48 protein-coding genes are annotated in these 25807 nt (G+C 68.8%); 24 read left to right on the top strand and 24 right to left on the bottom strand.

Annotated elements, in window-relative coordinates:
• The first annotated feature begins 32 nt into the window (after nt 1–32).
• Nucleotides 33–983 (top strand): acetyl-CoA carboxylase carboxyltransferase subunit alpha, encoded by a 951-nt coding sequence (locus BM333_RS04655; protein ID WP_092307866.1) that lies wholly within the window; start codon nt 33–35, stop codon nt 981–983.
• A 12-nt stretch (nt 984–995) separates the two neighbouring features.
• Here BM333_RS04655 and BM333_RS04650 read toward each other — a convergent pair whose 3' ends face one another.
• The 11 genes from BM333_RS04650 to BM333_RS04600 form a co-directional block, all read right to left on the bottom strand.
• On the bottom strand, nt 996–2879 hold the full coding sequence (locus tag BM333_RS04650) for an ABCB family ABC transporter ATP-binding protein/permease (protein ID WP_092308516.1): 1884 nt from the start codon (nt 2877–2879) through the stop codon (nt 996–998).
• Between the two features lie 51 nt (nt 2880–2930).
• Nucleotides 2931–4136: an acyl-CoA dehydrogenase family protein gene (locus tag BM333_RS04645; protein ID WP_092307864.1), complete on the bottom strand. Its 1206-nt coding sequence runs from the start codon at nt 4134–4136 to the stop codon at nt 2931–2933.
• A 79-nt stretch (nt 4137–4215) separates the two neighbouring features.
• On the bottom strand, nt 4216–4521 hold the full coding sequence (locus BM333_RS04640) for an SCP2 sterol-binding domain-containing protein (protein WP_092307862.1): 306 nt from the start codon (nt 4519–4521) through the stop codon (nt 4216–4218).
• Between the two features lie 108 nt (nt 4522–4629).
• Nucleotides 4630–5253: a hypothetical protein gene (locus BM333_RS04635; RefSeq protein ID WP_143105773.1), complete on the bottom strand. Its 624-nt coding sequence runs from the start codon at nt 5251–5253 to the stop codon at nt 4630–4632.
• A gap of 215 nt (nt 5254–5468) precedes the next feature.
• Nucleotides 5469–5666, bottom strand: coding sequence for a helix-turn-helix domain-containing protein (locus BM333_RS04630; RefSeq protein WP_092307858.1), 198 nt, complete (start codon nt 5664–5666; stop codon nt 5469–5471).
• Nucleotides 5647–6360 carry a hypothetical protein gene (locus tag BM333_RS04625; RefSeq protein WP_143105772.1) on the bottom strand — a complete coding sequence of 238 codons (714 nt, stop codon included), beginning with the start codon at nt 6358–6360 and terminating at the stop codon, nt 5647–5649. The genes BM333_RS04630 and BM333_RS04625 overlap by 20 nt, the downstream gene beginning before the upstream one ends.
• Complete coding sequence (locus BM333_RS04620) at nt 6357–6785, bottom strand: hypothetical protein (RefSeq protein ID WP_143105771.1); 429 nt, start codon at nt 6783–6785, stop codon at nt 6357–6359. Before BM333_RS04620 ends, BM333_RS04625 begins: the two co-directional genes overlap by 4 nt.
• A complete protein-coding gene (locus BM333_RS04615; RefSeq protein ID WP_092307852.1) occupies nt 6775–7110 on the bottom strand; it encodes a hypothetical protein in 336 nt (111 codons plus the stop codon). Before BM333_RS04615 ends, BM333_RS04620 begins: the two co-directional genes overlap by 11 nt.
• A complete protein-coding gene (locus BM333_RS04610; RefSeq protein ID WP_092307851.1) occupies nt 7103–7282 on the bottom strand; it encodes a hypothetical protein in 180 nt (59 codons plus the stop codon). The genes BM333_RS04615 and BM333_RS04610 overlap by 8 nt, the downstream gene beginning before the upstream one ends.
• Complete coding sequence (locus BM333_RS04605) at nt 7279–7881, bottom strand: hypothetical protein (protein ID WP_092307848.1); 603 nt, start codon at nt 7879–7881, stop codon at nt 7279–7281. Before BM333_RS04605 ends, BM333_RS04610 begins: the two co-directional genes overlap by 4 nt.
• Complete coding sequence (locus tag BM333_RS04600) at nt 7878–8309, bottom strand: hypothetical protein (RefSeq protein ID WP_092307846.1); 432 nt, start codon at nt 8307–8309, stop codon at nt 7878–7880. Before BM333_RS04600 ends, BM333_RS04605 begins: the two co-directional genes overlap by 4 nt.
• 47 nt (nt 8310–8356) lie before the next feature.
• Here BM333_RS04600 and BM333_RS04595 point away from each other — a divergent pair, with 47 nt between their 5' ends.
• The gene (locus BM333_RS04595; RefSeq protein WP_143105770.1) at nt 8357–8941 is read left to right on the top strand and encodes a hypothetical protein; all 585 of its coding nucleotides are present in this window, start codon (nt 8357–8359) and stop codon (nt 8939–8941) included.
• A 14-nt stretch (nt 8942–8955) separates the two neighbouring features.
• Here the strand turns inward: BM333_RS04595 and bet are convergent, their stop codons facing one another.
• From bet to BM333_RS04550, 10 genes are all read right to left on the bottom strand, one after another.
• Entirely contained in the window at nt 8956–9732 is a 777-nt protein-coding gene (gene bet / locus BM333_RS04590) for a phage recombination protein Bet (protein ID WP_218151417.1), read from the bottom strand.
• Nucleotides 9729–10265, bottom strand: coding sequence for a hypothetical protein (locus BM333_RS15620; protein ID WP_143105769.1), 537 nt, complete (start codon nt 10263–10265; stop codon nt 9729–9731). Before BM333_RS15620 ends, bet begins: the two co-directional genes overlap by 4 nt.
• Nucleotides 10262–11218 (bottom strand): PD-(D/E)XK nuclease-like domain-containing protein, encoded by a 957-nt coding sequence (locus BM333_RS04585; protein WP_092307841.1) that lies wholly within the window; start codon nt 11216–11218, stop codon nt 10262–10264. Before BM333_RS04585 ends, BM333_RS15620 begins: the two co-directional genes overlap by 4 nt.
• The gene (locus BM333_RS04580) at nt 11215–11475 is read right to left on the bottom strand and encodes a hypothetical protein (RefSeq protein WP_092307839.1); all 261 of its coding nucleotides are present in this window, start codon (nt 11473–11475) and stop codon (nt 11215–11217) included. The genes BM333_RS04585 and BM333_RS04580 overlap by 4 nt, the downstream gene beginning before the upstream one ends.
• 102 nt (nt 11476–11577) lie before the next feature.
• Nucleotides 11578–12036, bottom strand: a complete 459-nt coding sequence (locus BM333_RS04575; RefSeq protein WP_092307837.1) for a hypothetical protein — start codon at nt 12034–12036, stop codon at nt 11578–11580.
• The gene (locus BM333_RS04570; protein WP_092307835.1) at nt 12036–12278 is read right to left on the bottom strand and encodes a hypothetical protein; all 243 of its coding nucleotides are present in this window, start codon (nt 12276–12278) and stop codon (nt 12036–12038) included. Before BM333_RS04570 ends, BM333_RS04575 begins: the two co-directional genes overlap by 1 nt.
• The gene (locus BM333_RS04565; protein WP_092307832.1) at nt 12278–12907 is read right to left on the bottom strand and encodes an NUMOD3 domain-containing DNA-binding protein; all 630 of its coding nucleotides are present in this window, start codon (nt 12905–12907) and stop codon (nt 12278–12280) included. Before BM333_RS04565 ends, BM333_RS04570 begins: the two co-directional genes overlap by 1 nt.
• Nucleotides 12904–13254, bottom strand: a complete 351-nt coding sequence (locus BM333_RS04560; RefSeq protein ID WP_092307830.1) for a hypothetical protein — start codon at nt 13252–13254, stop codon at nt 12904–12906. Before BM333_RS04560 ends, BM333_RS04565 begins: the two co-directional genes overlap by 4 nt.
• Entirely contained in the window at nt 13254–13622 is a 369-nt protein-coding gene (locus BM333_RS04555; protein ID WP_092307828.1) for a hypothetical protein, read from the bottom strand. Before BM333_RS04555 ends, BM333_RS04560 begins: the two co-directional genes overlap by 1 nt.
• Nucleotides 13622–13942, bottom strand: coding sequence for a hypothetical protein (locus tag BM333_RS04550; protein WP_092307826.1), 321 nt, complete (start codon nt 13940–13942; stop codon nt 13622–13624). Before BM333_RS04550 ends, BM333_RS04555 begins: the two co-directional genes overlap by 1 nt.
• Before the next feature lie 123 nt (nt 13943–14065).
• Here BM333_RS04550 and BM333_RS04545 point away from each other — a divergent pair, with 123 nt between their 5' ends.
• Together BM333_RS04545 and BM333_RS04540 are read left to right on the top strand one after the other, a co-directional pair.
• Nucleotides 14066–14458: a hypothetical protein gene (locus BM333_RS04545; protein ID WP_092307823.1), complete on the top strand. Its 393-nt coding sequence runs from the start codon at nt 14066–14068 to the stop codon at nt 14456–14458.
• Nucleotides 14459–14460: 2 nt separating this feature from the next.
• Nucleotides 14461–14916: a putative periplasmic lipoprotein gene (locus BM333_RS04540; RefSeq protein ID WP_092307821.1), complete on the top strand. Its 456-nt coding sequence runs from the start codon at nt 14461–14463 to the stop codon at nt 14914–14916.
• Here BM333_RS04540 and BM333_RS04535 read toward each other — a convergent pair.
• The gene (locus BM333_RS04535; RefSeq protein WP_092307819.1) at nt 14913–15134 is read right to left on the bottom strand and encodes a hypothetical protein; all 222 of its coding nucleotides are present in this window, start codon (nt 15132–15134) and stop codon (nt 14913–14915) included. The two genes, BM333_RS04540 and BM333_RS04535, sit on opposite strands and share 4 nt — an antisense overlap.
• 10 nt (nt 15135–15144) lie before the next feature.
• A complete protein-coding gene (locus tag BM333_RS04530; protein WP_143105768.1) occupies nt 15145–15828 on the bottom strand; it encodes a LexA family protein in 684 nt (227 codons plus the stop codon).
• 84 nt (nt 15829–15912) lie between these two features.
• On the opposite strand from BM333_RS04530, the gene BM333_RS04525 reads away from it, so the two are divergent.
• The 11 genes from BM333_RS04525 (at nt 15913) to BM333_RS04475 (ending at nt 20400) form a co-directional block, all read left to right on the top strand.
• The gene (locus BM333_RS04525; protein ID WP_092307814.1) at nt 15913–16149 is read left to right on the top strand and encodes a helix-turn-helix domain-containing protein; all 237 of its coding nucleotides are present in this window, start codon (nt 15913–15915) and stop codon (nt 16147–16149) included.
• 112 nt (nt 16150–16261) lie between these two features.
• Nucleotides 16262–16570 carry a hypothetical protein gene (locus tag BM333_RS04520; protein ID WP_092307812.1) on the top strand — a complete coding sequence of 103 codons (309 nt, stop codon included), beginning with the start codon at nt 16262–16264 and terminating at the stop codon, nt 16568–16570.
• A gap of 54 nt (nt 16571–16624) precedes the next feature.
• Nucleotides 16625–17083, top strand: coding sequence for a hypothetical protein (locus tag BM333_RS04515; RefSeq protein ID WP_092307809.1), 459 nt, complete (start codon nt 16625–16627; stop codon nt 17081–17083).
• Nucleotides 17083–17388 carry a hypothetical protein gene (locus BM333_RS04510; RefSeq protein WP_092307807.1) on the top strand — a complete coding sequence of 102 codons (306 nt, stop codon included), beginning with the start codon at nt 17083–17085 and terminating at the stop codon, nt 17386–17388. The genes BM333_RS04515 and BM333_RS04510 overlap by 1 nt, the downstream gene beginning before the upstream one ends.
• A gap of 47 nt (nt 17389–17435) precedes the next feature.
• Entirely contained in the window at nt 17436–18086 is a 651-nt protein-coding gene (locus BM333_RS04505) for a hypothetical protein (RefSeq protein ID WP_092307805.1), read from the top strand.
• Nucleotides 18086–18517: a RusA family crossover junction endodeoxyribonuclease gene (locus tag BM333_RS04500; protein ID WP_092307803.1), complete on the top strand. Its 432-nt coding sequence runs from the start codon at nt 18086–18088 to the stop codon at nt 18515–18517. Before BM333_RS04505 ends, BM333_RS04500 begins: the two co-directional genes overlap by 1 nt.
• On the top strand, nt 18514–19176 hold the full coding sequence (locus BM333_RS04495) for a GcrA family cell cycle regulator (protein ID WP_092307801.1): 663 nt from the start codon (nt 18514–18516) through the stop codon (nt 19174–19176). The genes BM333_RS04500 and BM333_RS04495 overlap by 4 nt, the downstream gene beginning before the upstream one ends.
• Nucleotides 19169–19507, top strand: coding sequence for a hypothetical protein (locus BM333_RS04490; protein WP_092307799.1), 339 nt, complete (start codon nt 19169–19171; stop codon nt 19505–19507). Before BM333_RS04495 ends, BM333_RS04490 begins: the two co-directional genes overlap by 8 nt.
• Entirely contained in the window at nt 19500–19730 is a 231-nt protein-coding gene (locus BM333_RS04485) for a hypothetical protein (protein WP_092307797.1), read from the top strand. Before BM333_RS04490 ends, BM333_RS04485 begins: the two co-directional genes overlap by 8 nt.
• Nucleotides 19727–20053, top strand: coding sequence for a LexA family protein (locus BM333_RS04480; protein WP_177221801.1), 327 nt, complete (start codon nt 19727–19729; stop codon nt 20051–20053). The genes BM333_RS04485 and BM333_RS04480 overlap by 4 nt, the downstream gene beginning before the upstream one ends.
• On the top strand, nt 20050–20400 hold the full coding sequence (locus BM333_RS04475) for a hypothetical protein (protein ID WP_092307793.1): 351 nt from the start codon (nt 20050–20052) through the stop codon (nt 20398–20400). The genes BM333_RS04480 and BM333_RS04475 overlap by 4 nt, the downstream gene beginning before the upstream one ends.
• A 3-nt stretch (nt 20401–20403) precedes the next feature.
• On the opposite strand, the gene BM333_RS04470 is transcribed toward BM333_RS04475, so the two are convergent.
• Entirely contained in the window at nt 20404–20904 is a 501-nt protein-coding gene (locus tag BM333_RS04470) for a hypothetical protein (RefSeq protein WP_092307791.1), read from the bottom strand.
• 45 nt (nt 20905–20949) lie between these two features.
• Here BM333_RS04470 and BM333_RS04465 point away from each other — a divergent pair, with 45 nt between their 5' ends.
• The 9 genes from BM333_RS04465 to BM333_RS04425 are packed head-to-tail and all read left to right on the top strand — an operon-like array spanning nt 20950 to nt 25805.
• Complete coding sequence (locus BM333_RS04465) at nt 20950–21132, top strand: hypothetical protein (RefSeq protein WP_092307789.1); 183 nt, start codon at nt 20950–20952, stop codon at nt 21130–21132.
• Entirely contained in the window at nt 21132–21605 is a 474-nt protein-coding gene (locus tag BM333_RS04460; protein WP_092307787.1) for a DnaB-like helicase N-terminal domain-containing protein, read from the top strand. The genes BM333_RS04465 and BM333_RS04460 overlap by 1 nt, the downstream gene beginning before the upstream one ends.
• Complete coding sequence (locus tag BM333_RS04455; RefSeq protein ID WP_177221800.1) at nt 21574–22554, top strand: replicative DNA helicase; 981 nt, start codon at nt 21574–21576, stop codon at nt 22552–22554. The genes BM333_RS04460 and BM333_RS04455 overlap by 32 nt, the downstream gene beginning before the upstream one ends.
• Nucleotides 22554–23114 (top strand): HNH endonuclease, encoded by a 561-nt coding sequence (locus BM333_RS04450; protein WP_092307783.1) that lies wholly within the window; start codon nt 22554–22556, stop codon nt 23112–23114. Before BM333_RS04455 ends, BM333_RS04450 begins: the two co-directional genes overlap by 1 nt.
• On the top strand, nt 23107–24009 hold the full coding sequence (locus BM333_RS15615) for a hypothetical protein (RefSeq protein ID WP_143105767.1): 903 nt from the start codon (nt 23107–23109) through the stop codon (nt 24007–24009). Before BM333_RS04450 ends, BM333_RS15615 begins: the two co-directional genes overlap by 8 nt.
• Nucleotides 24006–24347, top strand: a complete 342-nt coding sequence (locus BM333_RS04435; RefSeq protein ID WP_092307777.1) for a hypothetical protein — start codon at nt 24006–24008, stop codon at nt 24345–24347. Before BM333_RS15615 ends, BM333_RS04435 begins: the two co-directional genes overlap by 4 nt.
• Nucleotides 24347–24514: a hypothetical protein gene (locus BM333_RS15895; RefSeq protein ID WP_177221799.1), complete on the top strand. Its 168-nt coding sequence runs from the start codon at nt 24347–24349 to the stop codon at nt 24512–24514. The genes BM333_RS04435 and BM333_RS15895 overlap by 1 nt, the downstream gene beginning before the upstream one ends.
• The gene (locus tag BM333_RS04430; protein WP_092307775.1) at nt 24511–25002 is read left to right on the top strand and encodes a DUF1643 domain-containing protein; all 492 of its coding nucleotides are present in this window, start codon (nt 24511–24513) and stop codon (nt 25000–25002) included. Before BM333_RS15895 ends, BM333_RS04430 begins: the two co-directional genes overlap by 4 nt.
• A complete protein-coding gene (locus BM333_RS04425; protein ID WP_092307773.1) occupies nt 24999–25805 on the top strand; it encodes a hypothetical protein in 807 nt (268 codons plus the stop codon). The genes BM333_RS04430 and BM333_RS04425 overlap by 4 nt, the downstream gene beginning before the upstream one ends.
• Nucleotides 25806–25807 lie beyond the last annotated feature (2 nt).

The raw sequence follows: 25807 nt of genomic DNA, 5'->3' as shown, positions 1-25807 counted from the left end.
GCCGCCGCGGCGCGACCTGACCGGACGCCTTGATGGCCACGCACTACCTCGATTTCGAAAAGCCGATCGCCGAGCTGGAAGCCAAGATCGAGGAGCTGTCGCTGCTCTCCTCGTCCGCAGGCTCGTTCGACGCCGAGATCGAGGGCCTTCGCAAGAAGGCGGAGCAGCTGCGGAAGAAGACCTACGCCAGCCTCGATCCATGGATGAAGACCCAAGTCGCGCGCCATCCGCAGCGGCCGCACTTCGTCGACTACGTCGAAGGCCTGTTCACCGACTTCGTCGAGCTGAAGGGGGACCGGCAGTTTGGCGACGACCAGGCCATCCTCGGCGGTCTCGCCCGCTTCCGCGGCCGGCCGATGGTGGTCATGGGCCACGAGAAGGGCCACGACACCCAGACACGACTGACCCACAATTTCGGGATGGCGCGGCCCGAGGGCTATCGCAAGGCGGTCCGGCTGATGGACATGGCCGAGCAGTACGGCCTCCCGGTGCTCAGCTTCGTCGACACCGCCGGCGCCTATCCCGGCCTCGGCGCCGAGGAGCGCGGCCAGGCCGAGGCCATCGCCCGCTCCACCGAGCGCTGCCTGACTCTCGGCGTGCCCTCAATCGCCACCATCACCGGCGAGGGCGGCTCGGGCGGGGCCATCGCCATCGCCGCCGCCGGTCGCGTGCTGATGCTGGAGCACTCGATCTATTCGGTCATCTCTCCCGAAGGCGCCGCCGGCATCCTCTGGCGCGACGGCGCCAGGGCTAGGGACGCGGCCATGGCCATGAAGATCACCGCCCCGGATCTGGTCGAGCTCGGCATCGTCGACCGGATCATCCCCGAGCCGGTCGGCGGCGCCCACGCCGATCGCGCGGCGGCCGTGGTGCAGGTGGGCGACGTGCTCGCCGAGGAGCTGGAAGCTATGTCGCGCCTGTCGGCGGACGAGATTCGCAAGGCCCGCGCCGAGCGCTTCTACGCCATCGGCCGCGCCGCCTGAGGCGGCGCCGGCTCAGGCCGGCTGGATCAGACCCCGCGCCCCGCGCGTCTGCTTGCGCCATAGCGCCGCGTACTCACCGCCCTGCCGCGCCACCAGCTCGTGGTGGGCGCCACGCTCAACGATGCGTCCCGCCTTCAGCACCAGGATCTGATCGGCGTCGGCGATGGTCGACAGCCGGTGGGCCACGACCAGGGTCGTGCGGCCCGCCCGCGCCTTGCGCAGGGTCTTCTGGATCGCCGCCTCGGTCCGGCTGTCGAGCGCGCTGGTCGCCTCGTCGAGGATCAGGATGCACGGGTCGGCCAGCAGGGCGCGGGCGATGCCGACGCGCTGGCGCTCCCCGCCCGACAACTTCAGGCCGCGCTCGCCGACGACGGTGTCCAGCCCCTGAGGCAGATCGCCTATGAAGCCGGCGAGCTCCGCCGCCTCGGCGGCGGCCCAGATCGCCGCCTCGCCCGCCTCGGGCCGGGCGAACCCGATGTTGGCCCGCAAGGTGTCGTTGAACAGGGCCACGTCCTGCGGCACCAGCGCCACCGCCGCCCGCAAGGATTCCTGGGTCACCGAGCGCACGTCCTGACCATCGATCAGCACCCGCCCCTCCTGAGGATCGAGCAGGCGCAGCGCCAGCTTGACGATGGTCGACTTGCCCGACCCCGACGGACCGACCAGAGCCGTGGTCGTGCCGGCGGCCGCGACGAAGCTGACGTCCTCCAGCCCGCTGGCGCGCGCGTCGTGGCGGAAGCCGACGTCCTCGAACGCAAGCGCCGCGCCCTGCATGCCGCCCGCGCGGACCAGCGGCCCCGCGCCGGGCGCGTCCGCCACCTGCGGGGTCTGCCGCGTCACCTTGAGCATCTCCTCCATGTCGATGAAGGACTGGCGGATTTCCCGGTAGGCGAAGCCGAGGATGTTCAGCGGTGCGTAGAGCGAGATCATGATCAGCACCGCCGCCGTCACGTCGCCGGGTCCCATCCGGCCCGCCGCCGCCTCGAAGCCGGCCATCACCGCCATGACGCCGAGCCCGACGTTCATGATCGTGGCCTGGACGACGTTCAGCAGGGCCAGCGAGCTGTTCGCCTTCAGGGCCGCGCGCGTGTAGTCGCCCAAGGCTGCATCGTAAGCGCGCGCCGCCCGCCCCTCGGCGCCGAACGACTTCACCGTCTCGTAGTTGAGCAGGGCGTCGACCGAGACCCCGGCGGCCTGGGTGTCGGCCGTGTTCATCTCGCGCCGGTGTTCGATCCGCCAGTTCGACAGGGCGAAGGTCGAGACGGCGTAGATCGCCACCACAGTGACCGCCAGCGCGCCGAAGCGCCAGTCGTACTTCCCGGCCAGCACCCCCGCCGCCAGCACCAGTTCGACACCGGTCGGCACGAGGTTGAAGGCGAGGATTCGCAGGAGGAAGTCCACCGCCCGGGAGCCCCGGTCCATGGTCCGCGAGAGAGCGCCCGACCGCTTGGTCTGGTGGAAATCCAGCGACAGGCCGAGTGCGTGGGCGAAGGTCTCGGCCGCCGCCCTGCGTTGCGCCGCCGCCCGCACCGGCGCGAAGACCACGTCGGAGGCGTTGGGCGCCACCGCCGCCAGAAGCCGGACAAAGGCCCAGCCCCCCGCAAAGGCGGCGAACCCGAGGGCGAAGGCCACGCCCGCCCCCTGCCCTACCGCCAGATGATTGACGGCCGCGCCCAGGACCAGGGGCGCAAGCACGTTGAGGGCCTTGCCCCCCAGGGTCATGGTCACGGCGGCGGCGAGACGCGGGCCAAGCTGCGGGGCTCCCGAACGGGCGACCAGCCGCGCGAGGTCGATCAGCGCCTGCAGGGTTGGCGGCCCCGCGCTCCGTTCGACGGCTCCCGCCGCCGCCGCCTTCGCCATCGGGTCGGACTTGCGTCCCGACCGCTCACCTCGCATCGCCATCGACCGCATATGGACCGCGCGCACGGCGGCGCAATGGCGAAGGCTTCAGCGGCGTCCGCCCTGCTTCGCGTACTCGAGCCGGGCGATGGTCCGGTTGTGCACCTCGTCGGGCCCGTCTGCGATGCGCAGGGTGCGCACCATGGCGTACATCTCCGCCAGCGGCGTGTCGGCCGAAACACCGGCGCCGCCGAAGGCCTGGATGGCGTCGTCGATGACCTGAAGGGCCATACGGGGGGCCGCGACCTTGATCTGGGCGATCTCGGACTTGGCGTTCTTCGCGCCGACCTCGTCCATCATCCACGCCGCCTTCAGCACCAGCAGGCGGCACATCTCGATATTGGTGCGGGCTTCACCGACGCGCTGTTCCCACACCGAATGCTCGGCGATGGTCTTGCGGAAGGCCGTGCGCGACAGCAGCCGCTCGACCATCAACTCCAGCGCCCGCTCGGCGGCGCCGATAGTGCGCATGCAGTGGTGGATCCGCCCCGGCCCCAGCCGGCCCTGGGCGATCTCGAAGCCCCGCCCCTCGCCGGCGATCAGGTTCTCCGCCGGCACCCGGACGTTCTCCAGCACCACTTCGGCATGCCCCACCGGGCGCTCGTCATAGCCGAACACCGACAGCATCCGCTCGACCCGGAAACCGGGCGTGTCGACGGGTACGACGATCATCGACTGCTGTGTGTGCACCGAGGCGTCGGGGTCGGTCTTGCCCATCACGATGCTCACCGCGACGTTGGGGTGACCCATGTTGGTGGACCACCACTTGCGGCCATTGACCACATAGTGGTCGCCGTCGCGTTCGATGCGGGTGCGGATGTTGGTGGCGTCGGACGAGGCCACCTCCGGCTCGGTCATCAGGAAGGCCGAGCGGATCTCGCCGGCCATCAGCGGCTCCAGCCAGCGGCGCTTCTGCAACTCGTCGCCGTAGAGGTGCAGCACCTCCATGTTTCCGGTGTCCGGCGCGTTGCAGTTGAACACCTCGGCCGACCACAGCGCCCGGCCCATGATCTCGGCCAGCGGCGCGTACTCGAGGTTGGTCAGACCGGCGCCGTGCTCGCCGGGCAGGAACATGTTCCACAGGCCGGCCGCGCGGGCCTCACCCTTCATCTCCTCCATGACCGGCGGCTGGCGGGTGTGATCCTCGCGCACCTGGGCCCAGTACTCGGCCGAGCGCGGCAGCACGCGCTCGTCCATGAAGCGGCGCAGGCGGTCCTGCCATTCAAGGGCGCGGTCGCTGTGACGGAAATCCATGGTGCGGTCCTGTGCGGAAAGAGAAACGGCGCGGCATCCTGGGACGCCGCGCCGTTGTGATCCTTGCCTCAGCTCAAGCTCAGCGCTTCAGCAGCGGGGCCAGCTTCTGGGCGATCATCATGTCGCCGGCGATCTTCAGCTTACCCTGCATGAAGGCCATCATGGGGTCCAGCCGGCCTTCCGACAGGGCCATGAAGTCGTCCCACGAGATCGACACCGTGGCGTCTGCGGGCTTGTCCTCGTTGGTCACGGTGTTCGGGACCGAGGCCCCGTCGATGAAGATCTTGCCGGTATCGCCCAGATCGATTTTCACGGTCTTGCCCAGACCGGAATTGTCGCCGACGGCGCCGCGGATGTGTTCGGTGACGGAGGCCAGGTCGGCCATGGCGTCTCTCCCTGAAGACGATGAAGGCTTCGACCTAGACCGCGTAAGGACCGCTGCCAAGATCACGCGGGGTCAAGTTCGCGCGGCGCGGGGCCGCCCCGTCCACCGTCAGTAGAAGGCGGTGTCCCGCTCCAGCCGCGGCGGAGGGCCGTAGGACGGCACCGGCCGCCACACGCCCCTGTTCTCGCGATGGGAACGGACCTCGGCCCGTTCCATCTCAAGGCGCGCCATGCGCTCGCGGCGGGCGCGGCGTTCCGCATGATAGTCCGGGGTCGGCGCGTCGAACCCGTAGGGGTTCTCCGGCCCCGGCCGCTCGTCCAGCGCCGGCTGCCGGGCGGTCGGCCTGAGTTCGACCATCCGGGGCTCGCCGCTGGCCTCGCGACGCAAGCGCGGCGGCTCGGGCAGCGGCGGCAGGGGCTCCAGCCAGGCCTCGGCGTAGAACTCACCGAAGGAGTCATCCGGCTCCGGTCGGCGCAGGCTTACGTGCCTGTAGCCGTCCACCAGCTCGCCGACATCCATGCGCGATCCGGGATCGACCGCCGGAGCCGGTGGTTGGACGACCTCGATCCGCAATCCCTCGCCAGCGGCAGGGGCGCCGCCTCCACCCGGGAGGCGCGCGACGCCCGCAGCCCCGAGTCCGAGAACGGCGACCGCCGCCAGCGGACCGGCGACGAGGAGCTTCAACCGCGAGCGGGACAGGGACAGAGGGGACGGGCCGGGTTCGGGGGACATCGCGTGGTTCCTCGGACTACGGCATCAGAAGCCGCGAACCCCGTTTTGGTTCGACCGTAGCCATGTCCCGCCGTTCCCCCAGCCGACGCCGCGCGGCGGCGGCGACGCGGGCTCGGCGCAATGACGGGGAGGGTCTGGCGGAGACGGAGGGCGCCGACCCCTGCCGCAGGGCGTGCCTTTGGCGGGCGGCCGGCCCTTCCGCCCTAAAATGCGCCCTAAGCGGCGTCGGCCTCTTCACCAAGCAGGGCCAGCAGAGAGGACCTGGGGATAACCGTACTGCGGCCGATTTTCACCCGCTTCAGCCGGCCGTTCTTCATCAGCTCGTAGATGGTCGTCTTACCGAGGCCCGTCGCCTGGGCGGCCTCCGCCGGCGTGTAGGCGAGCTTGAAGCCGTTATCGTTCGCCGCGGCCATGGCCTCCCCCTCCTTCTGCTTGGGGCTGGAGGGCGGCGAGGGCTTTCTCTACCATGCCGATAGCGCCGATCACGGCGGGAAGCGGAGCCTCGCCATTGCGATGGCGCTCCACCTGCTGAAGCCGGTCGAGGGCGTGGCGAAGCGCAAAGGCCGCGTCGGACTCCAGCATCTCATCTCCTGCCGGGGTGGCGGGGGTGGGGTGGGTGCGAAGGGCGAAGGCTATCGCGGCCTTCACGGTGTCCGCCGGACGGGCGGCTTTCGGGTCGTAGTCCGCGCTCAGGTAGAAATCCTGCATGAGACGGTCGGCATCCCCCTCTCCGGGGGAGGGGCGGGACAGGAACGGCATCAGCGCCTCTGCGAGCGCGCCGGCCCCGAGCGAGTGGTTGCCATCGACCCGGCGGATTTCGTTCGCCAGATCGTCGGCGGTGAACGGAGCATCCCCCTCTCCCCGTGCAGCGTGCGTTCCGGCGGGAGCCATGTAGGGGTGGCAGGTGCACCATTCGGACGGATGCCCGGCGTTCACCGGCCGCTTGCAGATGTTGCACAACATCCGCTCCGGCTCCCCCTCTCCCCGTGCAGGGGAGGCGGAAAGGGCGTGTCTGCCAGATATGCTCTGTCCGGCCCCATCCTGAAAGCGATAGGGCGGCATCGGCAGTTCGCGAGGGCTGTCAGCGGGCGTTGTCGGCGTGGTCATGCTGCGCTCCTGCGGCTCATCGTGTAGGCATGGTCGAGGGCGTGGCGCATCGAGCCGTGGAAGGTCACGAGCGGGTGCATCGCCCACGAGCCGAGAGGTCGAAGCGAGCGCGGTTCCAGCTTCACATCGGGGGCGACCACGAGAACGCGCTTGCCGTGGCCGAGCGCCATGCCGACCTCGATCAGCGCGCCCTTGAGCGGGAAGTCGTCAGGTTCGACGTAGAGGATCAGAAAGTCGGCCTTCTCGACCTCGTAGGCGATGCGCCGCCACAGATCGACCAGGCAGGCGGACGCGCCCTCTCCGGCCTCGTCGATCCATGTCGAGGTGATGTTGACGCCGCCGTCCCGCAGCTTGCGCCACATGGCGGATCGCTCAGGGACGCTCGCGCGGCTGGCGACGTAGAACGAGGGGGTGTCAGCGGGCATTGCTTTCGCTCCCGGTAAGGATGGCGCGGCGCTTGAGGCGGGACGGGCGGACGTGAATCGGAGATTCGGACGACGGGTCCGCATCGAACGTCACCATCGGCCAGCCCTCGCAGTCGCCGCGATAGGTGCAGCGGAGCGTGTGTCCATTGCCTATGTCGTAGGCGAGCGGGTCGCCAACCTCGTAGGGCGTGCGCGCTTCATCCCTCTGGCGGAGGGCAGAGAGGAGGGTGCGGAGGTCGCCCGTATCGACCGCAACGCTGGCCTCGGTGGCGTCGTCCAAGCAGTCGCGCACCCGCCCAACTACCGCTTTCAGGTCGTCATCCATTGGTCTGCTCCTGGAATAGATCGGGCTGGTCAAGCATCGCCCGGCGCTCGGCATTGGCGGCCCAGGCTTCCAGAACCGGGGCAAATCTCCGATGCGGCTCGCTATCGGATGCGGCCCATGCCTGAGCGGCGAACCGATGGGCCGCGGCGATGAAGAGGCGGTCGGAGGTCATGCGGCGGCCCTCCGGCTCGGAACGTCGCGGGCGATCGAGAGCAGCAGGTCGCGGAACTCCGGCGGCGTCGCCTTGGCCTCCTTCGACTGCATCTGTGAGATGCCCCGAGCTGCCAGCTCTGACCGCGGCCGGTCGGCGCTGATCCAGACTTCCGGGACCGGCCCCGGTCCCCAGCGCAGATCGGGCGGGATCAAGCCGAAGGCGTAGAGCCAAGTCCATTTCCGGGCGCGGTGGCCGTACTGGCGCTGCGCGACCTGAGCGGTCCAGCCCCCGCAGGGGGTGCGGATCCAGCCAGAGGCCAGCGGGCGCGGAATGCCGTGTGCTGACCACGCGAACGTAAGCGCCGGGTGCTCGAGGACGCCGCCCCAAGTTCGCACTGCGTCGAGGGCCGCGGCGAAGCAGCCCCCGTCATCACCAACCTTGTGGCCGTAGCGAGCCTCGTTGACCGGCGCGAGTTGGCACCAGCGGTCGCACGGCGGATGCGCCACAACGGGGTGTGGGCCGGCATAGCGTCGAGCGTCGCGCACCACGTCCCACGGGTCGACCTCGGGTAGGCCATAGTAGCAGCCGCCAGTCTCGACATAGAGCGCCGCGATCATCCGACCGCCCTCCCTTCCCCACCGGGGGCGTCGTCGTTGGCCTTGGCTTCCCGTTGAGCCCGCTTCGTCAGCTTCACCTTCCCGTCGAAGCCTCGGGAGACAGAGCCGAAGGCCCTGGATTTGATAGAGCCGCCGCCGCGCTTCTCACGCCGGGCGCGCTGGCCGGTCTCGCCGCCCTGTCGCTTGGCCTTGGCGATCGCCGGTGCATCCCGGCCGGCCGTCTTCGCCGCGGCGCAGGGCTTCCGCCAGAGCTCGCGGTTCGACAGGTCGTTGGAGCCGCCTAGGGCGAGCGGGATCCTGTGTTCGTCAATCACGCCCTCGCCGAGCGGCTGCAGCTTCTCCCGGCAGGGGCAGGCGCAGCGGCCACCCTGGTCGACCATCAGCTGGCCGAATTCGGCGCGGGTCAGGGGGCGGCGCTTCTGGATCATGCCGCTGACCTCTGGACGCCGAAGCTGTGCCGTGCAGTCTTCGCGAGATGACCCGGGCGGATTGGATTTGTGCTGGACTGTGCGGGGCCTGGCTTGTTGCCCTCGCGCGGATTGCGGGCGTTTCTTGGCCGGCCCCAGCTGATCTTCCCGCGTGGCTTCAGGCCGCCGGTTCGTTCGTCGCTGTCGCCGTAACGGCCTTCCAGTGGTGGGAGGCTCGCCGCGAAGCCAAGAAGGAGAAGCTGGCTCGGCAGATGGCCGGTTGGGCGGTCTTCTACAACATCCATGCGGCGATGGCGGGTCAGGCCCAACGCCTGGCGGACATCGCCGAACGCAGGGAGCCGGCGCTGATCGCCCGCTACGCGAGGGCGATGCTCGACGCTGGCTTTACCCTTATGGAGCAACAAGCACAGGCCGTGCAGACTGGCGATCTGCCGGTGCGGGGGGTCGAGGCAGTCATGGCTGCTCACTCGGCGATCTTCGGCCTGCGAACGGCGCTTGAAGAAATGGCCGATACCGCGGGTCGCAAGGATGCGAACGACCGGATTTTGAGTCACCTCCACTACTTCTCGTTGGCGCTTGGAAGCCTGAAACAGGCGACAGACATGCTCCGGCACGAGATCGAGAATGGCTGAGGCACCGCCCGCCATCACCGATCCCCCGGGAAGCCGTCGTCATCCCCGGCCGGAGCCTCAGCCCCCTGCCCTTCGCTGGCCCCGACTTCCTCGGCGTCGAAGGTCGGGATGTCGTCGTCGCCGAGGGGGCTGGCGTGTTCGGCCGGCTCGCTGTTCACAGCCGTGAACCCCTCGGCCGGGTGATCGTCCGCCGGCGCAGCCAGCCGGGCCGCCAGATCAGGGCCGCGGCGCGGGGTGACGTCGCGGACGCTCTCCATCCGTTCGAACTCGTCAGGATCGACGATGCCGGAGAAGCCGAAGGCGTAGCGCGCGCATTGGATCAGCGCCTTGTGGCGGAGCATCCGCGCCGGCCACTGCTTCCAGACATCGGTGGCGCGCTTGCATTCCGACAGGTACTCGGTGACGCAGACCGGCATCGAGCGGTCCTTGCGATGGATTTTGCAGGTCACCGCGAAGAGCTCGCCGTCGACGATCATGTCGTCGAACTCGATGCCGTCCAGCTCCGGCCGCTCGTTGATGATCCGGGCCCATCCGTCGATCGACACGATGGGCTGGATGCCACCGCCCTTGGCCGGGAAGGCGTAGATCTCCTTCGTCAGCGGGTTCAGGCGGTACTCTTTCGCCACCAGCAGGAAGGCGGCGAACTCCTCGCGGGAGACCTGGCCCTTGCAGACGGTGGCCCGAACGGTCGCCTCGAAGGCGGCCGGCTCCATGCCGTACCGGGTGGACATGTCGACCAGAACGGACCGCGGTTGGCGCTCCAGGTTCACGACGGCGGTTTGCTCGGTCATTTGTCTTTCCTTCGGCGCGGACGCCGGTTGTTGGCTTGGGTTGTCGGGGTCGCCCATCGGCAGTTCGCCGGCTCGTAGTCGCCGTCGTTGTCGATCCGGTCGATGGAGTGTTCGGGGCTTGGCTTCGGGCCCATGTCCGCGAGGAACGCCGCGAAGCTGTCCCAGCGAGGACAGACCTTGATGCCGCGCCCGCCGTACTCGGGGTACTTCGGGTTCGTGGGCGACAGGCACCTTGCCCGCAGCCCCTTCCATGATCGATGCTCGGGACTGCCGGTGAGGCCATGCGAGCGGCGCCGCGCGCCGATGCCAGCGTCGCGACGGCAGCCGCAGGACATGATGCGACCAGACCGAATGTGGTCTGCCCGGGCGTGCGTGGTGGCGCCGCACTCACACCGGCAGCGCCAGACGTGGCGTCCCCGGCTGTCCCGGCCGGCGAAAGCCTCGACGGTGAGGCCGACGTACTGGTGGCCCGACAGATCGATAAACCGATAGTCGCTCGGCTTGGGCGCCGGAGACCAGGCAAGGGCTGTCATGCTGCCCGCCCCCTCTCAGCCGCGTTGTCGTTCGCCTCCGCCGCCGCGACCTCGAGCGCCATGTCGATGCGCTTAGCGGCCCACGGGGGAAGCTGGAGGTATTCGGCATCGGTTCTGCCGCCGCCCGGGCCAGGCCACTCGCCGGTGGCGACGCAGCGGGCGAAGGTGTCGATCGACCGGCGCAGCTGCATCCGCCCGCGCTCCAGATCTTCGCCGGTCAGGACGGTGACGCGGACGCAGTGGGGCGGGCTCTTCTCGACCCAGACGAAGGCGAACTCCTCCATCTGGCGGCCGAGGACGGCCTCCGAAGCCATGCCGACCAGCGCGGCCTGCATGTGGTAGCCGTAGCTGGCCAGCGACCGTTCGAGGGCCTCGTCCGACACGCTGTCGGCAGTCTTCAGGTCGGCGTAGAGCCCGGAGCCGGTCGGGATGTTGTCTGGTCGGCTCTTCAGCCAGGCACCGGACGGGTCGCGCCAGATCAGCGAGCGCTCGACGGCGCCGTCGAGGATCCCGGCCTTCACCAGCGGATGGGCGCCGAGCGACCGGGCCATGCCGGTGATGTTCTCCAGCTCGCCATCGGTAATGATGGTCTTGCCGGCCTTGATCTGCTCGGCGCGCCATTCCTGAGCGGCCCTCGTCCGCCAGTCCTTCCACTCCGACGGCCGGACAACGAACTCCGCATCGAAGCCCTTCCGGCCCAGGTACAGGAGGTGGTGCGCGGCCCGGCCGATGGAGAAGTGTGGCCGCTCCTCGGGCTCCGGCGGATGCGGGTTGTAGGGGCTGGCGTACCAGTAGTGGGCCGGAGACTGGCTCCAGATGGTCCGGAGGCCAGACGACGAGATCGACGGCGCCGCGCAGCAGTCGCCGTGGTACTGCGCCATCGACAGGTCGTAGACGCCGGGCGCGGCGATCTTCTCGCCGTCGGCCAGCTTGGCGGGGTTCGTGAGGGTCACGCCGCGCCCCCGAAGTCTGGAATGGCGAAGTCGTCGTTCGCCGCCTCGAGGACGCAGCCCTCGGCCATGACCCGCTCGTGATGCTCGATGCGGAAGGCCGCGGCCTCACCCGACAGCCGCATCGACTTGGCCCGGCGGTAGGCCATGCGCGTGGCTTCGGCGGCGGTCCACGCGGCGTGGCGCTCGGCATGCTCCCGGCCGTCGCGGTCCACCCAGCGAAGGCGGGCCGTGTGCTTGATCAGTTCCTGGGCGAGCATTTCAGGGCTCCCGGTTCGGAAGGCGGGTGAGGACCGCCAGACCGCCGGCAATCCAGACGGCAGCGACGATCAGGTGGATGAGGGCTTCGGCGAGGGGCGGCATCAGGCGCGCTCCTCGGGGGAGTGCTGTTCTGTGGTGCGGAGGGCGCGGAGGATCGCGATGCACAGGGCGAGCGCGGGGGTGGAGGCGTAGGCCTCCTCAAAGTCGCAGCCGTCCGGCGTATCGACGCGCGCGAACGCGTCCCTATGGCCCCGGGCCAGCTTTCCACCTGTCGCGCAGCACCACCCCGGTAGCACCCTCTCCGCCAGAGCCAGAGCGGCGTCTAGGGACTGAGAAAGGCGCGGCGGGTCGCGGTGAATGTCTGTGCCGTGCAAGCTGTCCAGCCGTGGCGAGCCGTCACTGTTCAGGCCCATGAAATCTTCGGGGGCGATCCACCCCCCTGCCCTGTTCCGCGCGTGGCGTGGCTCAACGCGGTGCCAGCCAAAGCGACGCGCCAGCAGGCCGTCGAGTTCACGGCTACCCGCCTCAGCCTTCTCCAGCCGTTCGATCAGCTCACGCATCACGCGGCCCTCGCCTTCGCGATGCGGGTCATCAGCCGCTCGGTCAGCTGCTCGGCCGCCGCGATCAGCGCCCTCGCCTCTTCGTGCGTCATGACCGGGAAGGCCGTCTCGACCTGCTCCCAGATGCCTTCGCCGTAGAAGGCGATGCGGTAGCCGACACCGGCGCCCGGATCGCAGTAGCCGAGGTAGGTCGGGTTGGTCTGGGCGACCAGCGAGGCGCGAACCTGAGGGTGGAGTTCCATCACGCAGCCTTCGCCATGGCGGCCGGCGGCGTCGGCGTTCCCGCCTCGCGCATGGCGCAATCTGCGTCATTCGCAGCGTCGGAGACGTGCCCCCAGCTCCGCCGGGTGACGATCTGGCAGACCGTGTTGTCGGCTATTCCGTAGTCGGCGGCGATGCTGCGGTAGGGCTCGCCCTCCGCCGCGCGTCGGCGGATATCCCGCACGTCCGCCTCGGTGACCTTAGCGGCGGAGCACTTCTCGCCCCGCTTTGCGGCCGCCATCTTAGCCAAGGTCTCCGGGCTGAAGGACCGGCCCCGACGGGATGCCGACATCTTGGCCCTGGTCTCAGGTGAATGAAGCCGACCCTTGGGCGACCCTGCCACCATGTCGACGTTGAAGAGGGAGCCCTCTGCCTTCAGGCGGTCCAGCCAACGCTGCTCGACGGCGAGCAGGTCGCCCGTCTCGCACAGCTCCAGCACCTCGAAGGCGAAGGCGTCCTCGCCCAAGCGAGCCCATGCCTCCTGAAGCCGGGGGTTGCGGTGATTGCCCTCGCGCAGGCGGTAGCGGTGCTGCGCCCAGCGCGCGACAATGTGGGTCGAGCCGCCGACATAGGCGCCCTCCCCGCACCGGATCACGTATGCGCCCTTCATGCTGCGGCCCTCGCTGCTTGAGCGGGCGGACGCGGGCGATTGCCGTCGGCCTCCCGGATGACGTCGATCAGGGTGTTGAGTTCGTCCCGGTACGCATCAGCCAGGCTCGGCTCGATGGTCGCGCTGGCGGCCTTGATCAGCAGCCGTTGGGCCTCGGCGAAGGCGGCGCGGATATCCATGCGCTCCCGGTTGTGGGTGCGGACGACATACGGGCCTTCCGCGAAATACAGCGGCCGCCGGTCGGGCTGAGCCGGGATGCCGAGGCGCTCGACGATGCCGTCGACCTCGCCCTTGATCAGACGCAGGCCGGTGCGCTCGCCGGGGGTGGAGGAGCAGGCGAAGACCATCACCGGACCTCCCCGGTGGCGGACTGGATGGCGGCTCTGGCTTCCCTGACACGTCGCGAGACATGCTCGGACGGCCTGTCGGTCGAGCGATTGGCCGACGCCAGCAGCTCGGTCGTGTGTTTCAGCGCCTCGACGGTCTCCGCCAGCCGCAGCGACAGCCAGCGGATGCGCTCCTTCGCGGCGGTCTGATAGACGATCAGGTCGAGGTCCGAGCGGTCGGCCATGAACACGGCATTCGCTAGAGCGAAGTCGGTCAGGTCGGGGCGCGAGCGCGGCTGCCCCTGATACTGGCGAGCGAACTCGGCCCACGCGGCGTCATCGTCGCAATGTCCGGCCGGTCGGACAGCCGTATGCGCTTCCCTGCCCATCAGGCCGCCGCCTTCATGCCAGCGCCAGCCCGCTCGACCCGGCGAGCCTGAGCGGCTTCCACCAGATCGACCCGGCGACGGTCGCGGCGGTCGATCACCGCCAGCCGGTCGGCGGCGACCTCCTGCAGATCGAGGGCCGAGCCGTCGGTGTCCCGGCGCTCATAGACGACCTTCGAGGCCGCGCATTCGAGGGTGAAGACCTGCGAGCGGGTCAGGCCGGTCAGATCGAGCGGGGCTTCCGCGACCAGACGGGCGGCCCGGTCCAGAGGCGCTTCGCCCCGGCGTTCCGCGAACAGGTGGTTGGTGGTGGTGAGCGACATCGGCGTCTCCCGTTGATGGGGAGACTGTGCATTCCTGCACGCTGCGTGTCAATGCACAAATGCACGGTTTCGCAGAATGACACTCCGCGCCCCTCGGCTATGGTGCTCGTGGGAGGATGCAGGATGAGGGGATTGCTGGCTGTAGCGGCTGTGTGCGCCGCGCTCGGAGGCTGCGCCGGCACTGGCCGGCTGTTCTCTTATGGCGTCACTCAGTTGGCTGACGCCCGCGTCCGCTTGGGCGAGGCCGAGTTTCAAATTTACGTCCACCCGTCCGATCCGACACTCTTGATCCAGCGCTCGCTGAACCAAACCGGCGGCGGCATGGGAACCATCCCAGAGTTTGAAGCGGCGGCCGGTAGCTTCCTGGCCCCGGTCGGGTGCTCGCCCCTCGCGACGCAACTCATAGCCGCGGGGAGCTATGAAACGACCTACCGGTGCCCGCCAGGTGTCGATCTGATCGCCCTTGTCGCGGCGCAACGAACAGACCTGCGCGAAGGCGCCCCCCTGAGGAGATGAACATGAAAAGGACCATCATCGGCCTCGGCGCCCTGGGCCTGATGGCGGGGTGCGCCACGCCTCCGGCCTACATTCCGTTCGACAATACGGCGACGGTCCAGCTCTCGAAGGATGAGGTGTGGAGCAACCTCGTCGAGTACTTCGCGACCAGCAACATCTCGATCAAGACCATCGAGAAGGACAGCGGGATCATCTATGCCGAGCGGATGCTCGCCGGGCCGCAGGAGATCAGCTCCGTCGCCTCGTGCGGATCCGCCTTCCTCGCTCCAGCGATTGCAGCGACGGCGGACCTCAACGTCTTCGTGCGGGAGCAGGCGGGCTCGACCCGTATCACGGTCACGACGCAGTTCCGCGAGACGCGCTCGAACGCCTTGGCTCAGGGCCAGCTCTCGGTGTCCCGCTGCAACAGCCTGGGCGTGCTTGAGAACGCGATCCTGAAAGCTGCAGCGGGCAGCTAGTCGTTCGACGGCTTCTTCAGCGGCCGTCGCATGTAGGCGTAATGCGCCGTGCCGGCCATGGCGCCGTTGACCAGTTCCCAGCCCTTTCGAGCGAGTTCGTTCACCCCCGAGTTGAAGGCGTTGATCCCGAGGTAGGCCGCTGCGTAGTACTCGTATTCGTGGCTGTAGCCCTCGTTATCGAAGGGCTGTGGCGCTGCGCTCTTCTTCCCGCCGAACATCGCATCCCCCTTACAAGAACCGCTTGATCGCCTGCAGCAGCAGGCCGGTGACCTGAACTTCGATCTCAGCGCCGTCGCCGTCGTCCAGCAACAGCGGCTCGCTCCAGCGCGGGTTGGTCGACCGCGGCCACAGCCGCACGCCTTCAGGCGAGATCTCGACCTCTTTGAGCGTGATCTCCCGGAGGGAGCCGCCGGCCCGAGTACGCGTCACCTCTACCACCATGCCGGTGTTGAGATTGATCCCCGCCTCAGTGACATCGACGATGTGAGCCAGGTCGCCGGGCATGATGCCCTTGGCGTTCATTGAATCGCCCCGCACCTCCCGCAGCCATTGGCGAGCATGCGGGTAGCGCCGGTCGGCCACGGCGGTGAAGAAGATCGGTTCGTCTTGGGCCGTCTCGTCGAGCGCGAGCCAAGCGCCGGCCTGAATGGGGCCGACGATCGGTAGCTCCTGCATGATCGGCGAAGACGGCGCGGCAACGGCAAGCCCGGCCGGCAGATCGAGCCCCGCCGCCTCGGCGATCTTCCGCAGCGTGGCCGGCTTCGGCGTGAACTTGAACTCCGGATCGTTCAGCGGGCGCGTGATCGTCGTCGGCGCAACGCCCGCCTTCTTGGCCAAGGCGTGCGGCTTCAGCCCCGACACCTGCAGGGCGTGGTTGAGGAAAGCGCGTGCTTCGTCGGCGACTTCTGCCATGGCGCGATTGTGCACATGCGCATGATGCAGTGAGCGTGCATTTCCGCATTGACAGATCGTGCATTCCTGCACACTCTCTGCGCCATGCAAGCACCGGCCCCCGAAGTCATCGAGATCGAGCAGCGCGCCAAGGATGCGAAGCTCACCATGGCGTCGATCCTCGCTGAGGTCGGCGTGGCGCAATCCACCTGGTGGAGGTGGCGAGAAGGCGGCGTGGAGCCGCGCCTCGGCACCCTGCGGAAGGTGTCTCATGCGCTCGACCGCCGGATCGCGGAACTGAGCGCCGCCAACGACGCCGAACCGAACAGCGAGGCCGCCTGAATGGCCGCCTCCATCTCATCGCTGAGCGCCCGGCTGCTCGCGATGGCGCCCGCCGCGGGCACCTCCCCTTCGTCAGCCCGCGGCGGGCAACCCCCGATCACAGGAGCCCCCGATGCGCATGCTCTCGCATGACGTCCTGACCGAAGCCGGCCGGGTCTATGACCTGATCGAGCGGGCCCGGCAGCACATCGGCGCCGGCGACGAGGCGAAGCTTCGGGCGCTGGTCTCCGAAGCGGCCGCCATCGTCGCCGAGCAGAAGCCCCTCCTCCGCGGCGTCCGCTCCGCCCAAGCGCAAGCCGCAAAGCATCTGGACCGGGCGCAGTGGACCCCAGGCTGCCGCCTCCCCCTCCGGGAGCGTCCCGAACCACATCTGCACGCCGCCAACGACGAACACCCCGCCACCTCCGAACAACCCGCCTGACCTGTACGGCCGCCGACAGACGGCGGTCATCCGGAAAGCACCACGAGACATCCAGTGAACAAGAAGCTCAGCCCCCGCGAACATGCCCGTCTGGCCCGGGAACTGATCGAAGCCTGCGGCGGGCTGGAAGAGGCGGCCAGCGCCTGTCGGGTGAAGAAGTCCGCCCTGTCCGGTTACCAGACCGCCCACGACCCCTCGACCATGCCGGCGGACATCATCGACGCGCTCGAGGAGTACGCCCAACAGGGCCCGATCTACTCCGGCGCCATCGCCGAGCGCCGCATGTTCCCGGTCCCGGCCGGCAACCTGGCCGATCTGGCCTGCGAACTGTCGGAACAGACCCTCGAGGCCCAGGCCCTGATCCGCCGGGCCCTGTCGGACGGCCAGCTCACCCCGCGCGAGATCGACGCCATCGCCGCCGCTGAGCGGGACGCAGAAGCCGCGCTCGACCGTCTGAAGGCCGCGCGCCGGGCGATCGACGCCGCCAGCCCTTCCCCGCTGAGGGCTGCGTGATGTGCGATTTCAAGCCGGGCGATGAGGTGGTGCTCTTCCAATACATGGAGGACGGTGGCGATCCGGGCCTTCCTCCCATCGGCCACATCGGGACCATCACCGCGATAGGCCGTTCGATGGACGGGCCTGAGATCGGCCTCCAGCTCCACAACTGGGACCTTGGCCCGACGGGCGGGATGAACGTCCTGATGTTCCGCAAGATCCACCCACGCGGCCTGAGCGGCTGGGTCGAGGATCTCGCGGCGAAACGCACTGACTTCGAAGAACCGAAGCGGACTCCGGCGCGCGCGCCGGAGTCCGCCTGACCGAACGGGACTGACCGCCCCGTCGAGCGGTCGCGAAGGAGGGCCAGATGGCCAAGGAACCGAAGAACCCGCCGCCCGCCGATGACGAGTATCCCGCCGAACAGGGGACCATCGGGAGCATCCCCAACGAGCCGACGAACGGCTTCCCGTCGCACGACGAGGTCCGGATGGCCGTCAACGAGATGGTGGCCTTCAACGAGCGGCGCCGGAAGCTCAATGCCGAAATCAGCGCCTTCCGGAAGGGCCTGAAGCAGAAGGGCGTCACCCTCGGCGTGCTGGACGAGCAGGTCCGGCTGCTCGAATGGACCCCGGAAGAGGTCAAGAAGTTCTACGCCGAGCGCGACTGGTACGCGGAGGCGCAGCGCCACCCCATCGGCGCCCAGCTGGAGCTCTACGGCACCGACGCCACGCCGGATCCTGTCCGGGAGCAGCTGAAGTGGCGCAACATCGGCTTCAAGGACGGCGTCGCCGGCCGCGGCTGGGCGAACGAGGCTCCGAAGGAGTGCCCGACCGACTGCATCCAGTCCTATGGCGAGGGTCACGAGGAGGGCCAGGCCACGGTCCGGCGCGCGTTCGCCACCCGCATGGAGAAGGCAAAGGCGACGGCCGCAGCCGCCGGCGAGCCCGACGATGACCAGCTCGACATCGAGGACGTCGCCAACGACGCCGCCCCGGTCGACCAGCCGGAAGCCGCGTGATGGAGGGGCTGGCCTTTACGATCCCGGGCGACCCTCGCGGTAAGGGCCGGCCCCGCGCCACCACCATCGGCGGCCATGCGCGCATGTTCACCGACGCCAAGACGGCGACCTACGAGAACCTGGTCAAGCTGGCGGCGGTCCACGCCCTCGCCGGCCGGCCACCGCTCGACGAGCCGCTGAGCGTGCGGGTCGCGGTCCGCATGGTCCCGGCAGCCTCGCACAGCGCCAAGAAGCGGGCCGCCATGCTCGACGGGGCCATCGCCCCGACGAAGCTCCCCGACCTCGACAACGTCGTGAAGGCCGTCCTCGACGGCTGCAACAAGGTCGCCTTCCGGGACGACGCGCTGATCGTCCGCCTCTCCGCAGCCAAGCGCTACGCCGAGACGCCCGGGGTCGACGTGATCATCGAACCGATCAGGAGGGCGTCATGACGGCGCACGGGAACAACAAGCCTTGGCCGGAGAAGCAGGTCGAGAAGCTGAAGAAGCTCTGGGCCGAGGGGAAGTCTGGCACCGAGATCGCCGACATCCTCGGCGGCGGCCTGACCAGAGCGGCCGTGATCGGGAAGGCGAACCGGCTGGGTCTCGCGCAGCGAAGCGCGCCTGAGAACTTCATCACCTACCTGCCGAATGCCCGGCGGGTGGGCGCGCCTGAGGTCCGGTCCTCCAGGCAGGCTGGCGCCATCAACGCTCGGAAGGGTCGCCCCCCGAAGCCCGCTCCGCACCTGAAGCCGGCCGACGTCTTCGGCTCCGGCTACGTCCCGTCGATCACCCCGGCGGAGGCGCAGAAGCGCTCGGAGGCTTCGGCCGCCGCTGGCCGCAAGCTGGTCTCGGCCTTCGCGGCTCCGGCGAACGACGACGCGATCCTGCTGATCAACCGCCGCGCCTTCCAGTGCTCCTGGCCCGTCGGGGATCCGGTCCGGCCGGCTGACCAACTCTGCTGCGGCCAGCCGGTCCCTGAGGACGCGAACCGGGCCGTGCCGACCTACTGCCCCGCGCACGCCGCCCGCGCCGTCTCCCGGTCCGTCCTGAAGGGCGCGCCGGACCCGAAGGCCTACGAGCGGAGCCTCCGGAGGTTCGCCAATGTGTGACTTCCAGCCGGGTGATGAAGTGGTGGCGGTGGACGATGACGGCGGAGATCTGGGCCGATCTTATAACCTCTGGCTCTCGCTGTTCCTCCCCACAGCGGATGGAGCGGACTTCGACGAAGGGACCCGCTTCATAGTGCGGGCAATCGCCCCGCATCCTCATATCGAAGGCCTGTTCGGCGTTGATGTGGATGGCACCGGGTTCTACCCGCACTTCATCTTCCGCAAGGTCCAGCGCCGCAACATCCAAGACTGGCTGAAGCAGGAAACCTCCTACGACGAGGAACTGCACGCGCCCGCCCCGGCCAAGACGAGGGAGCGGACCAATGCCTGACGCCGCCATACAGGCGATCCGGGAGGAGCGCTCGGCCTCGCTCGAGCTCCGCCTCGCCGCCCAGAAAGCCGACCTGATCCGTATCGAGACGGCCAAGATCGAAGGCTCCCTCCGGGCGATCCGAGACGTCGCCGGGATGAACGGCGCCCAAGCGGCCGCCCAGGCTGCGCTCCAGCGCGTCAGCCGGGCTCACATGAACGACAACGACGGATGGGTGGCATGAGCGGCCTGACGCACCAGCAAAGCGCCTGCCTGCGCTTCATCGAGCGGTACATCGAGGAGAACGGCGGAGCCTCGCCGAGCTACTCCGAGATCGAAGCCGCGCTCGAACTGTCCAGCAAGAGCCGCGTGTTCGCCCTGATGCAGGGCCTCGAAGAGCGCGGGCATATCCGGCGGCTCAAGGGACAGGCTCGCTCCATCGAGATCGTGAGCTCGCCGTTGGCCGGTTTTCCGGCGCGTCTGGCCGCCCTCTCGGATGCTTCGTTCGCCCAGGCCCTCGACATCGTCGCCGCCGAAGTCGCCCGCCGTGCGGAGGCCGCCGCGTGAGCCGTCAGGAGTCCCTCATCATCGGCCGCATCGACCGCCGCCGGGAGCGCGCCGACGCCCGTGAAGAGCGCACCGCCCGCCAGAAGGCCCTGCAGGCCCGCGCCGACAGCCTGATCCTCTCGGAGATCGGCACCCTGCCGGCAAACGACCACGCCGACTTCTCGGAGTGCCTCGCCGCGTCGATCCGGGCCAACCTGGTCCGCTTGCACGGCGAGCCCTCGGCCGCCTCCATCCTCTCCCGCGAAGCCTACGAGGCCGGGAAGAACATCCTGCCGAGGAAGGTCATGCTGGCCGAGGCCGCGCGGCTCTTCGCGAAGCCGGCGAACGACGGGGGCGACGATGTCTGACCCCTACCGGCCAATCTTGTCGATCTGTCGAGCCAAGTCATCGCGGACCGCGCGGGCGTGGTCCCGACGCGGCTGCGGGTTCCACGCCAGCTCCCGAAAGCGTTCGGACTGTTCCAGCCGCCGGATCATGGCAGAGACCGCTACAATTTCGCTCGGCAGAGGTGGCGCCGAGGGCAGCAAGGCCTCCAATGCACGGCGCACGTCAGAAGCAAGGTGGCACCACTCCTCCCAAGCGAAAGAGACGTCCTCACCGGCATCGAAGCGGTCGGAGATCCGCTGCCCCACCGCGTCCAGGTCGTTCACCAGCGCGCGAACGGAGCGGCGAAAGTCGCTCAGGCGCTTCTCGTCCGCCCGGACGGCCCGCTGGTGTTCGACTAATGCAATTCCGAGCGCGACGCAGAGGGCGATTGTCCCGACCAGAGTGGAAACGAAATCGAACCATTCCGAGCGGGTGAAGGTCGAGAATTCCAAGAGCATCCAGCGCATTGCCTCGTCGGGGATCATCCGCCCGAGGATCAGCGTTTTCTGCCTTAAGCGCGAGGGCCAGCTGTGAACCGCGCCGACATCATCGACATGGAGCTCCACTACGCCCGGATGATGCGCCGGGAGGCGAACGCCAGGGCCAAGCGCTACCCGGCCGCGGCGGAGCAGCTGCGCCGGTTCGCCGACGCGGCCGTGGCGCGCGTGGAAGCGATCAAGTGCGGCCCCCTCTTCGACACGGAGAAGGGCTGATGTTCGACGGCGACCCGCGGGACATGGAAGAGGCCCCATCCGTCCCGATGAACCTGGAGGCCGAACTCGGCCTGCTGGGGGCGCTTCTGTTCGCGCCTGAGGCCCTGCGCACGGTCGCGGATAGGGTGACGGCCGATGACTTCGCTGAGCCCTTCCACGGGCGGCTCTACGCCCTGATCGCGTCTGGCGAGCCCTGCGACCCTTCGGTCCTGCACGGCCGACTGACGAGCGACCCGGCGTATTCCAGCTTCGGGGGGCAGCCGGCCCTCTACGACCTCATCGAGAAGGCTCCGAACCCGAAGCTGGCGCCGGAGCTCGCCCTGCAGGTCGCGGACGCCGCGGTTCGCCGCCGTCTCATCGTCCTCGGCCAAGAGGCGATCCAGCGCGCCCGTTCCCCAGACGGCACCGGTTATGACGCGGTCGCCCAGACGCGCGCGGCCCTTGAAGAAGCCGAGCGAGGCTCCGCCCCTTGAGGACACCCTCTTCCAGAACGCCCACGAAGCCGCCCTGGCCCGCATGGACCGTCTCGAAGTCGAGGTCGCCACTGGGAAGCCCAAGGGCGTGCAGACCGGCCTCTCCTGCTTTGACAAGCGCCTCGGCGGCCTTCTGCCGGGGAGCGTGATCGTGCTCGCCGGCCGGCCCGGCATGGGTAAGACGGCCCTGCTGGGGAACGTGCTCTACGGCGCCGCCTTGCTGAACCCGAACAAGCTGTTCGCCGGCTTCTCGCTGGAGATGGACACGGACCAGCTGAACGACCGGGCCCTGTCCCGCCTGACCGCCGACGACGACGCTCCGGTCAGCTTCTCCGACATCGCCAAGGTCCAGCCCCTCACCAGCTTCGACCTGCAGGCCCTGCACCGGGCCAAGGTCCGGATCCCGCGCAATCTCTGGCTCCGGGACCGGGCCGGCGTCTCCGTCGAGGACGTGAGCCGCGCCGTCTGGGCGATGAAGCGTCGCGGCGACTTGGCCGCCATCGGCATCGACTACCTGCAGCTCATGCGCCGCCCTGCCCTCGCGGGCCGGAATGAGGCCAGCGCCATCGCGGAGATGACCGGCGCCCTGAAGACCCTCGCTCGGGAGGCCAAGATCGCGATCATCCTGCTCAGCCAGCTCAACCGTTCCGTCGAGAGCCGCGACGACAAGCGGCCGCAGCTGTCTGACCTGCGGGAGTCTGGATCGATCGAACAGGACGCCGACGCGGTCCTCTTCCCCTTCCGCGAGGTCTACTACCTCCAGAAGTCCGAGCCGAAGCCTGACCCGGTCGGGATCAGCGGAGCCCACTTCGAGTGGGAGATGCGCTGCGCCGAGCTGCGCACGGCCATGGACGTCATCATCGCCAAGAACCGCCATGGCTCCGAGGGTTCCGAGCCCCAGGAGTACCGGGCCGAGATCGACCTCATCACCAACACGGAGCGCCGCTGATGCCTTTCCAGGCCCTTCCCATCGCCCTACGCGACAACACCGGGGACCCTCTCAGCAAGCTCGCGTGGATCTTCATCGTCCATCACGCCCGCATCGACGACGCCCCCAACGGAATGGCCTACTCGGCGTTCGAAACCAGAGAGCTCGCGTCCTTCTGCCAAGCGTCGGAAGCGGAGGTCGTCGAGGCTGTCGATCGGCTGGTCAGGTTGGGGCTGGTCGAGCGTGTTTACTGGAAAGGATGGGGGCCGGAGGCGGGCGGTGCCGACGAAGCGTTTGCTGACGTCAGCCTGCCGATAAGCCAGATCGACGACGCTGCCCGTCGACGGATCAAGGGGTCGCCGGATCAGCTCGATTGGCTGCTGGCGAAGCAGGCCTATTCCTGCGTCACCTGCGGCTCGCAGGACGATCATGGAAAGTGGCACCTCGACCACATCCTGCCTCGCTCGGTGGGCGGCGCGGACATCGAACGCAACTGTCAGGTCATCTGCGCTACCTGCAACAGCCGAAAGGGCGCGCGCGTCCACTGGGTCGACTTCATCGGAGGGCGGGCCCGTGGCTAGGATCCGCTCAGTTCACCCCAGCCTGTTCACCGACGAGTCCTGGGTCTCCTGCAGCCCGCTCGCGCGCATCCTCTACATCGGCCTCTGGACCGACGCCGACGATCAAGGGCTTTTCGAGTGGAAGCCGCTGCAACTGAAGATGCGCCTCCTGCCCGGAGATGGCGCAGACGCGACCGCGTTGCTCGATGAGCTCGCCGGGGTTGACCTGGTGCAGGCCTATGAAGTCGACGGAAAGCGTTTCGGTGCGATCAAAGATTTCCGCAAGTTCCAGCGCCCCCAAAAGCCGAACGCTATTCACCCGCTCACTGAAAAGATTGGGGAATATGTCGGGCTGTCCACGAGCGAGCCCAGACCGCTCGCAGAGCAGTCGCGTACCGGTACAGGAAAAGCCGCGCAGATGGAGGATGGAGGAGGAGAGGATAAATCCCCCCCTCCCCCCCAAGGGGGGCGCCGGAAGCCGAAGGTCTCGATCCCCGATGGCTTCCCGACGGACGAACTGATCGATGCGATGCAAGCCGAAGCACGTGAGGTTGGAGCCAACTTCGACGTTCGGCGGTTCGCGACCTACTTCCGGGACCAGTGCATCGCGAAGGATCACCGCTACGCCGATTGGCCCGCCGCCTGGCGGAAGTGGTGCCGGGGAGACATCGCCAAGGCCCCGAAGACCGCCGCCGCAGCGCTGGCCGGCCGTCCGGCCCCGGCTGCCGACAACCGCTGGCGCCGCTGGCTCCGGGAGTTCAAGCGCAACGGCTACTGGCCGTCGGACGATGCCGGTCCCCGGCCGGGCCGCCCCGGATGCCGAGCGCCGGCCGCGATCCTGGCCGAGTTCGGGATCACCCCTCCGGCCGCCAACGACCCCAAGCCTGACCTGTTCGCCAGAGGAGATGCGGCGTGAGCGAGGAGATGCCCGACAACGTCCGGCCGCTGGGAGTGAAATTCCGAGAGCGTGCTCCGGATGATCGCGTGCTGGTCGAGCCATACGAGGTGCCCGGCGCCCCAACCTGCAACCACCTGTTCGCCACCTACACCGTGAGCGAGGCGGACGCCGATGTGACGTGCGGCCGGTGCAAGGGCAAGGTCAACCCGATGTGGGTGCTGGTCCAGCTCGCCCGCGAGGACCGGCGGATGCACGCCACGCAGCAGGCGGCGAAGCGGGCCAGCGAGCGACGGGCCGAGCGGTCCCGGACGAAGTGCGACCACTGCGGCCGCATGACCCGCATTCGGGGGCTGTGATGACCGACCTCCACGAAATCCAGCGCCAGATCGTCGCTCGCATCACCTCGGCCCCGACCGGCTCGGCCTTGAAGTTCGCCCTGATGGACGCGGCGGATGCGGTGAGCCGCGCGATTGAGGCGGAGAAGCGGGCGCCCGGGCCCGACGTTGAAGGAGCGGCGGCATGAACGCGGTCTTCTCCCCCTGCGGCCTCTACCGCTACCGGCTGGAGCGCGACCTCGGCCGGGCCGGGCCGACGGTTGCCATGATCGGCGTGAATCCGTCGATCGCCAACGACGACCGGAACGACCAGACCATCCGCAAGGACATCGGCTTCGGTGAGCGCCACGGCTGGGGCCGGCTGATCAAGGGCAACCTGTTCGCCCTGGTCTCAACGGACATCAAGGGCCTGCGCCGGCTGGAGACCGGCCGTGATCCCGTGAACGATGACCACCTGCGGCAGATCATGGCCGACGCTGACATCGTCGTCGCCTGTTGGGGACCGCCGGCCAAGGTCCCGTCTCATCTGCGTGGGCGCTGGCGGACTGTCGCGGCGATCAGCGATGCCGTGGGGCGCCCGCTGCACTGCCTCGGCATCACCAAGGACGGCCATCCGCGCCACACCCTCACGACCGGCTATGCTGTCCCCCTCACCCTCTGGGAGCGCCCCCGATGAGCAAAACCGACCGCGCCAAGAAGCGCCAGCAGAAGCGGGCCCGGTACGCCAAGCCGTCGCTACCCCGTGTAGTCGGGGCGAACGACAACATCGCCACGGCGAACGACAACTGGTCGCCGATCTCCATCCGCGGCGTCCAGCTCACTGACGGCCAGGCCCTGCGGCTGGCGAACGCGGAAGCGAAGCTAGCCTCGGACGACCTGGCCACCCGCCGCTGGGGCCATCACATGCTGGAGACGCTTGACCGGGAGATCGACGCCACCCTGCGAGCTCGCGAGGCCGAGGCGAACCTTGAGGAGCTGCGTGGGCTGGAGGCGCTCCGGGGCCTCGACATCGGCGTCTCCCGCCAGCCGGGCACCGCCGGCGCCCCCCGGGCCAGCCGTGATGGGCTGGAAACCCTGCTCACCGCCGGCTCCATCACCAGCACCCACCACGCGGCCGGCCTCCGCTACCGCGCCGACTACGAGCTCCTCGACCCGGAGAAGGGCCTGACCCCTCCCCCGATCGACCAGAGCCGGAAGATCGTTCGGGGCGGCGACGGGTTCGCGGAGAAGCGGGCGGAGCGGGAGCTGTTCGTCCGAGACCTTGAGGCCATGATCCAGGAGGAGGATCCGTCCTTCCGCGGTGCCCTCGGCCGGAGCGACGTCGAGCGGCAGGGCCGGGCGGTCTGGGCCCTGCGGGAGATCGCGGGGAAGGGGTCGAACCTGCTTAGTTTGTCGAGCAGCGGATCAGTGCGGGCGCGCACATCGGAGGCCTTGATGGTTGCGCTGGACTGTGCAGCTATCGCCTACGGATTGGAGTAGGC

The organism is Brevundimonas viscosa (assembly GCF_900116065.1).
In the GTDB taxonomy this organism is placed as follows: Bacteria; Pseudomonadota; Alphaproteobacteria; order Caulobacterales; family Caulobacteraceae; genus Brevundimonas; species Brevundimonas viscosa.
Note: the sequence above shows the minus strand (reverse complement) of the source record. Positions and strands in the feature narration are given on the sequence as shown.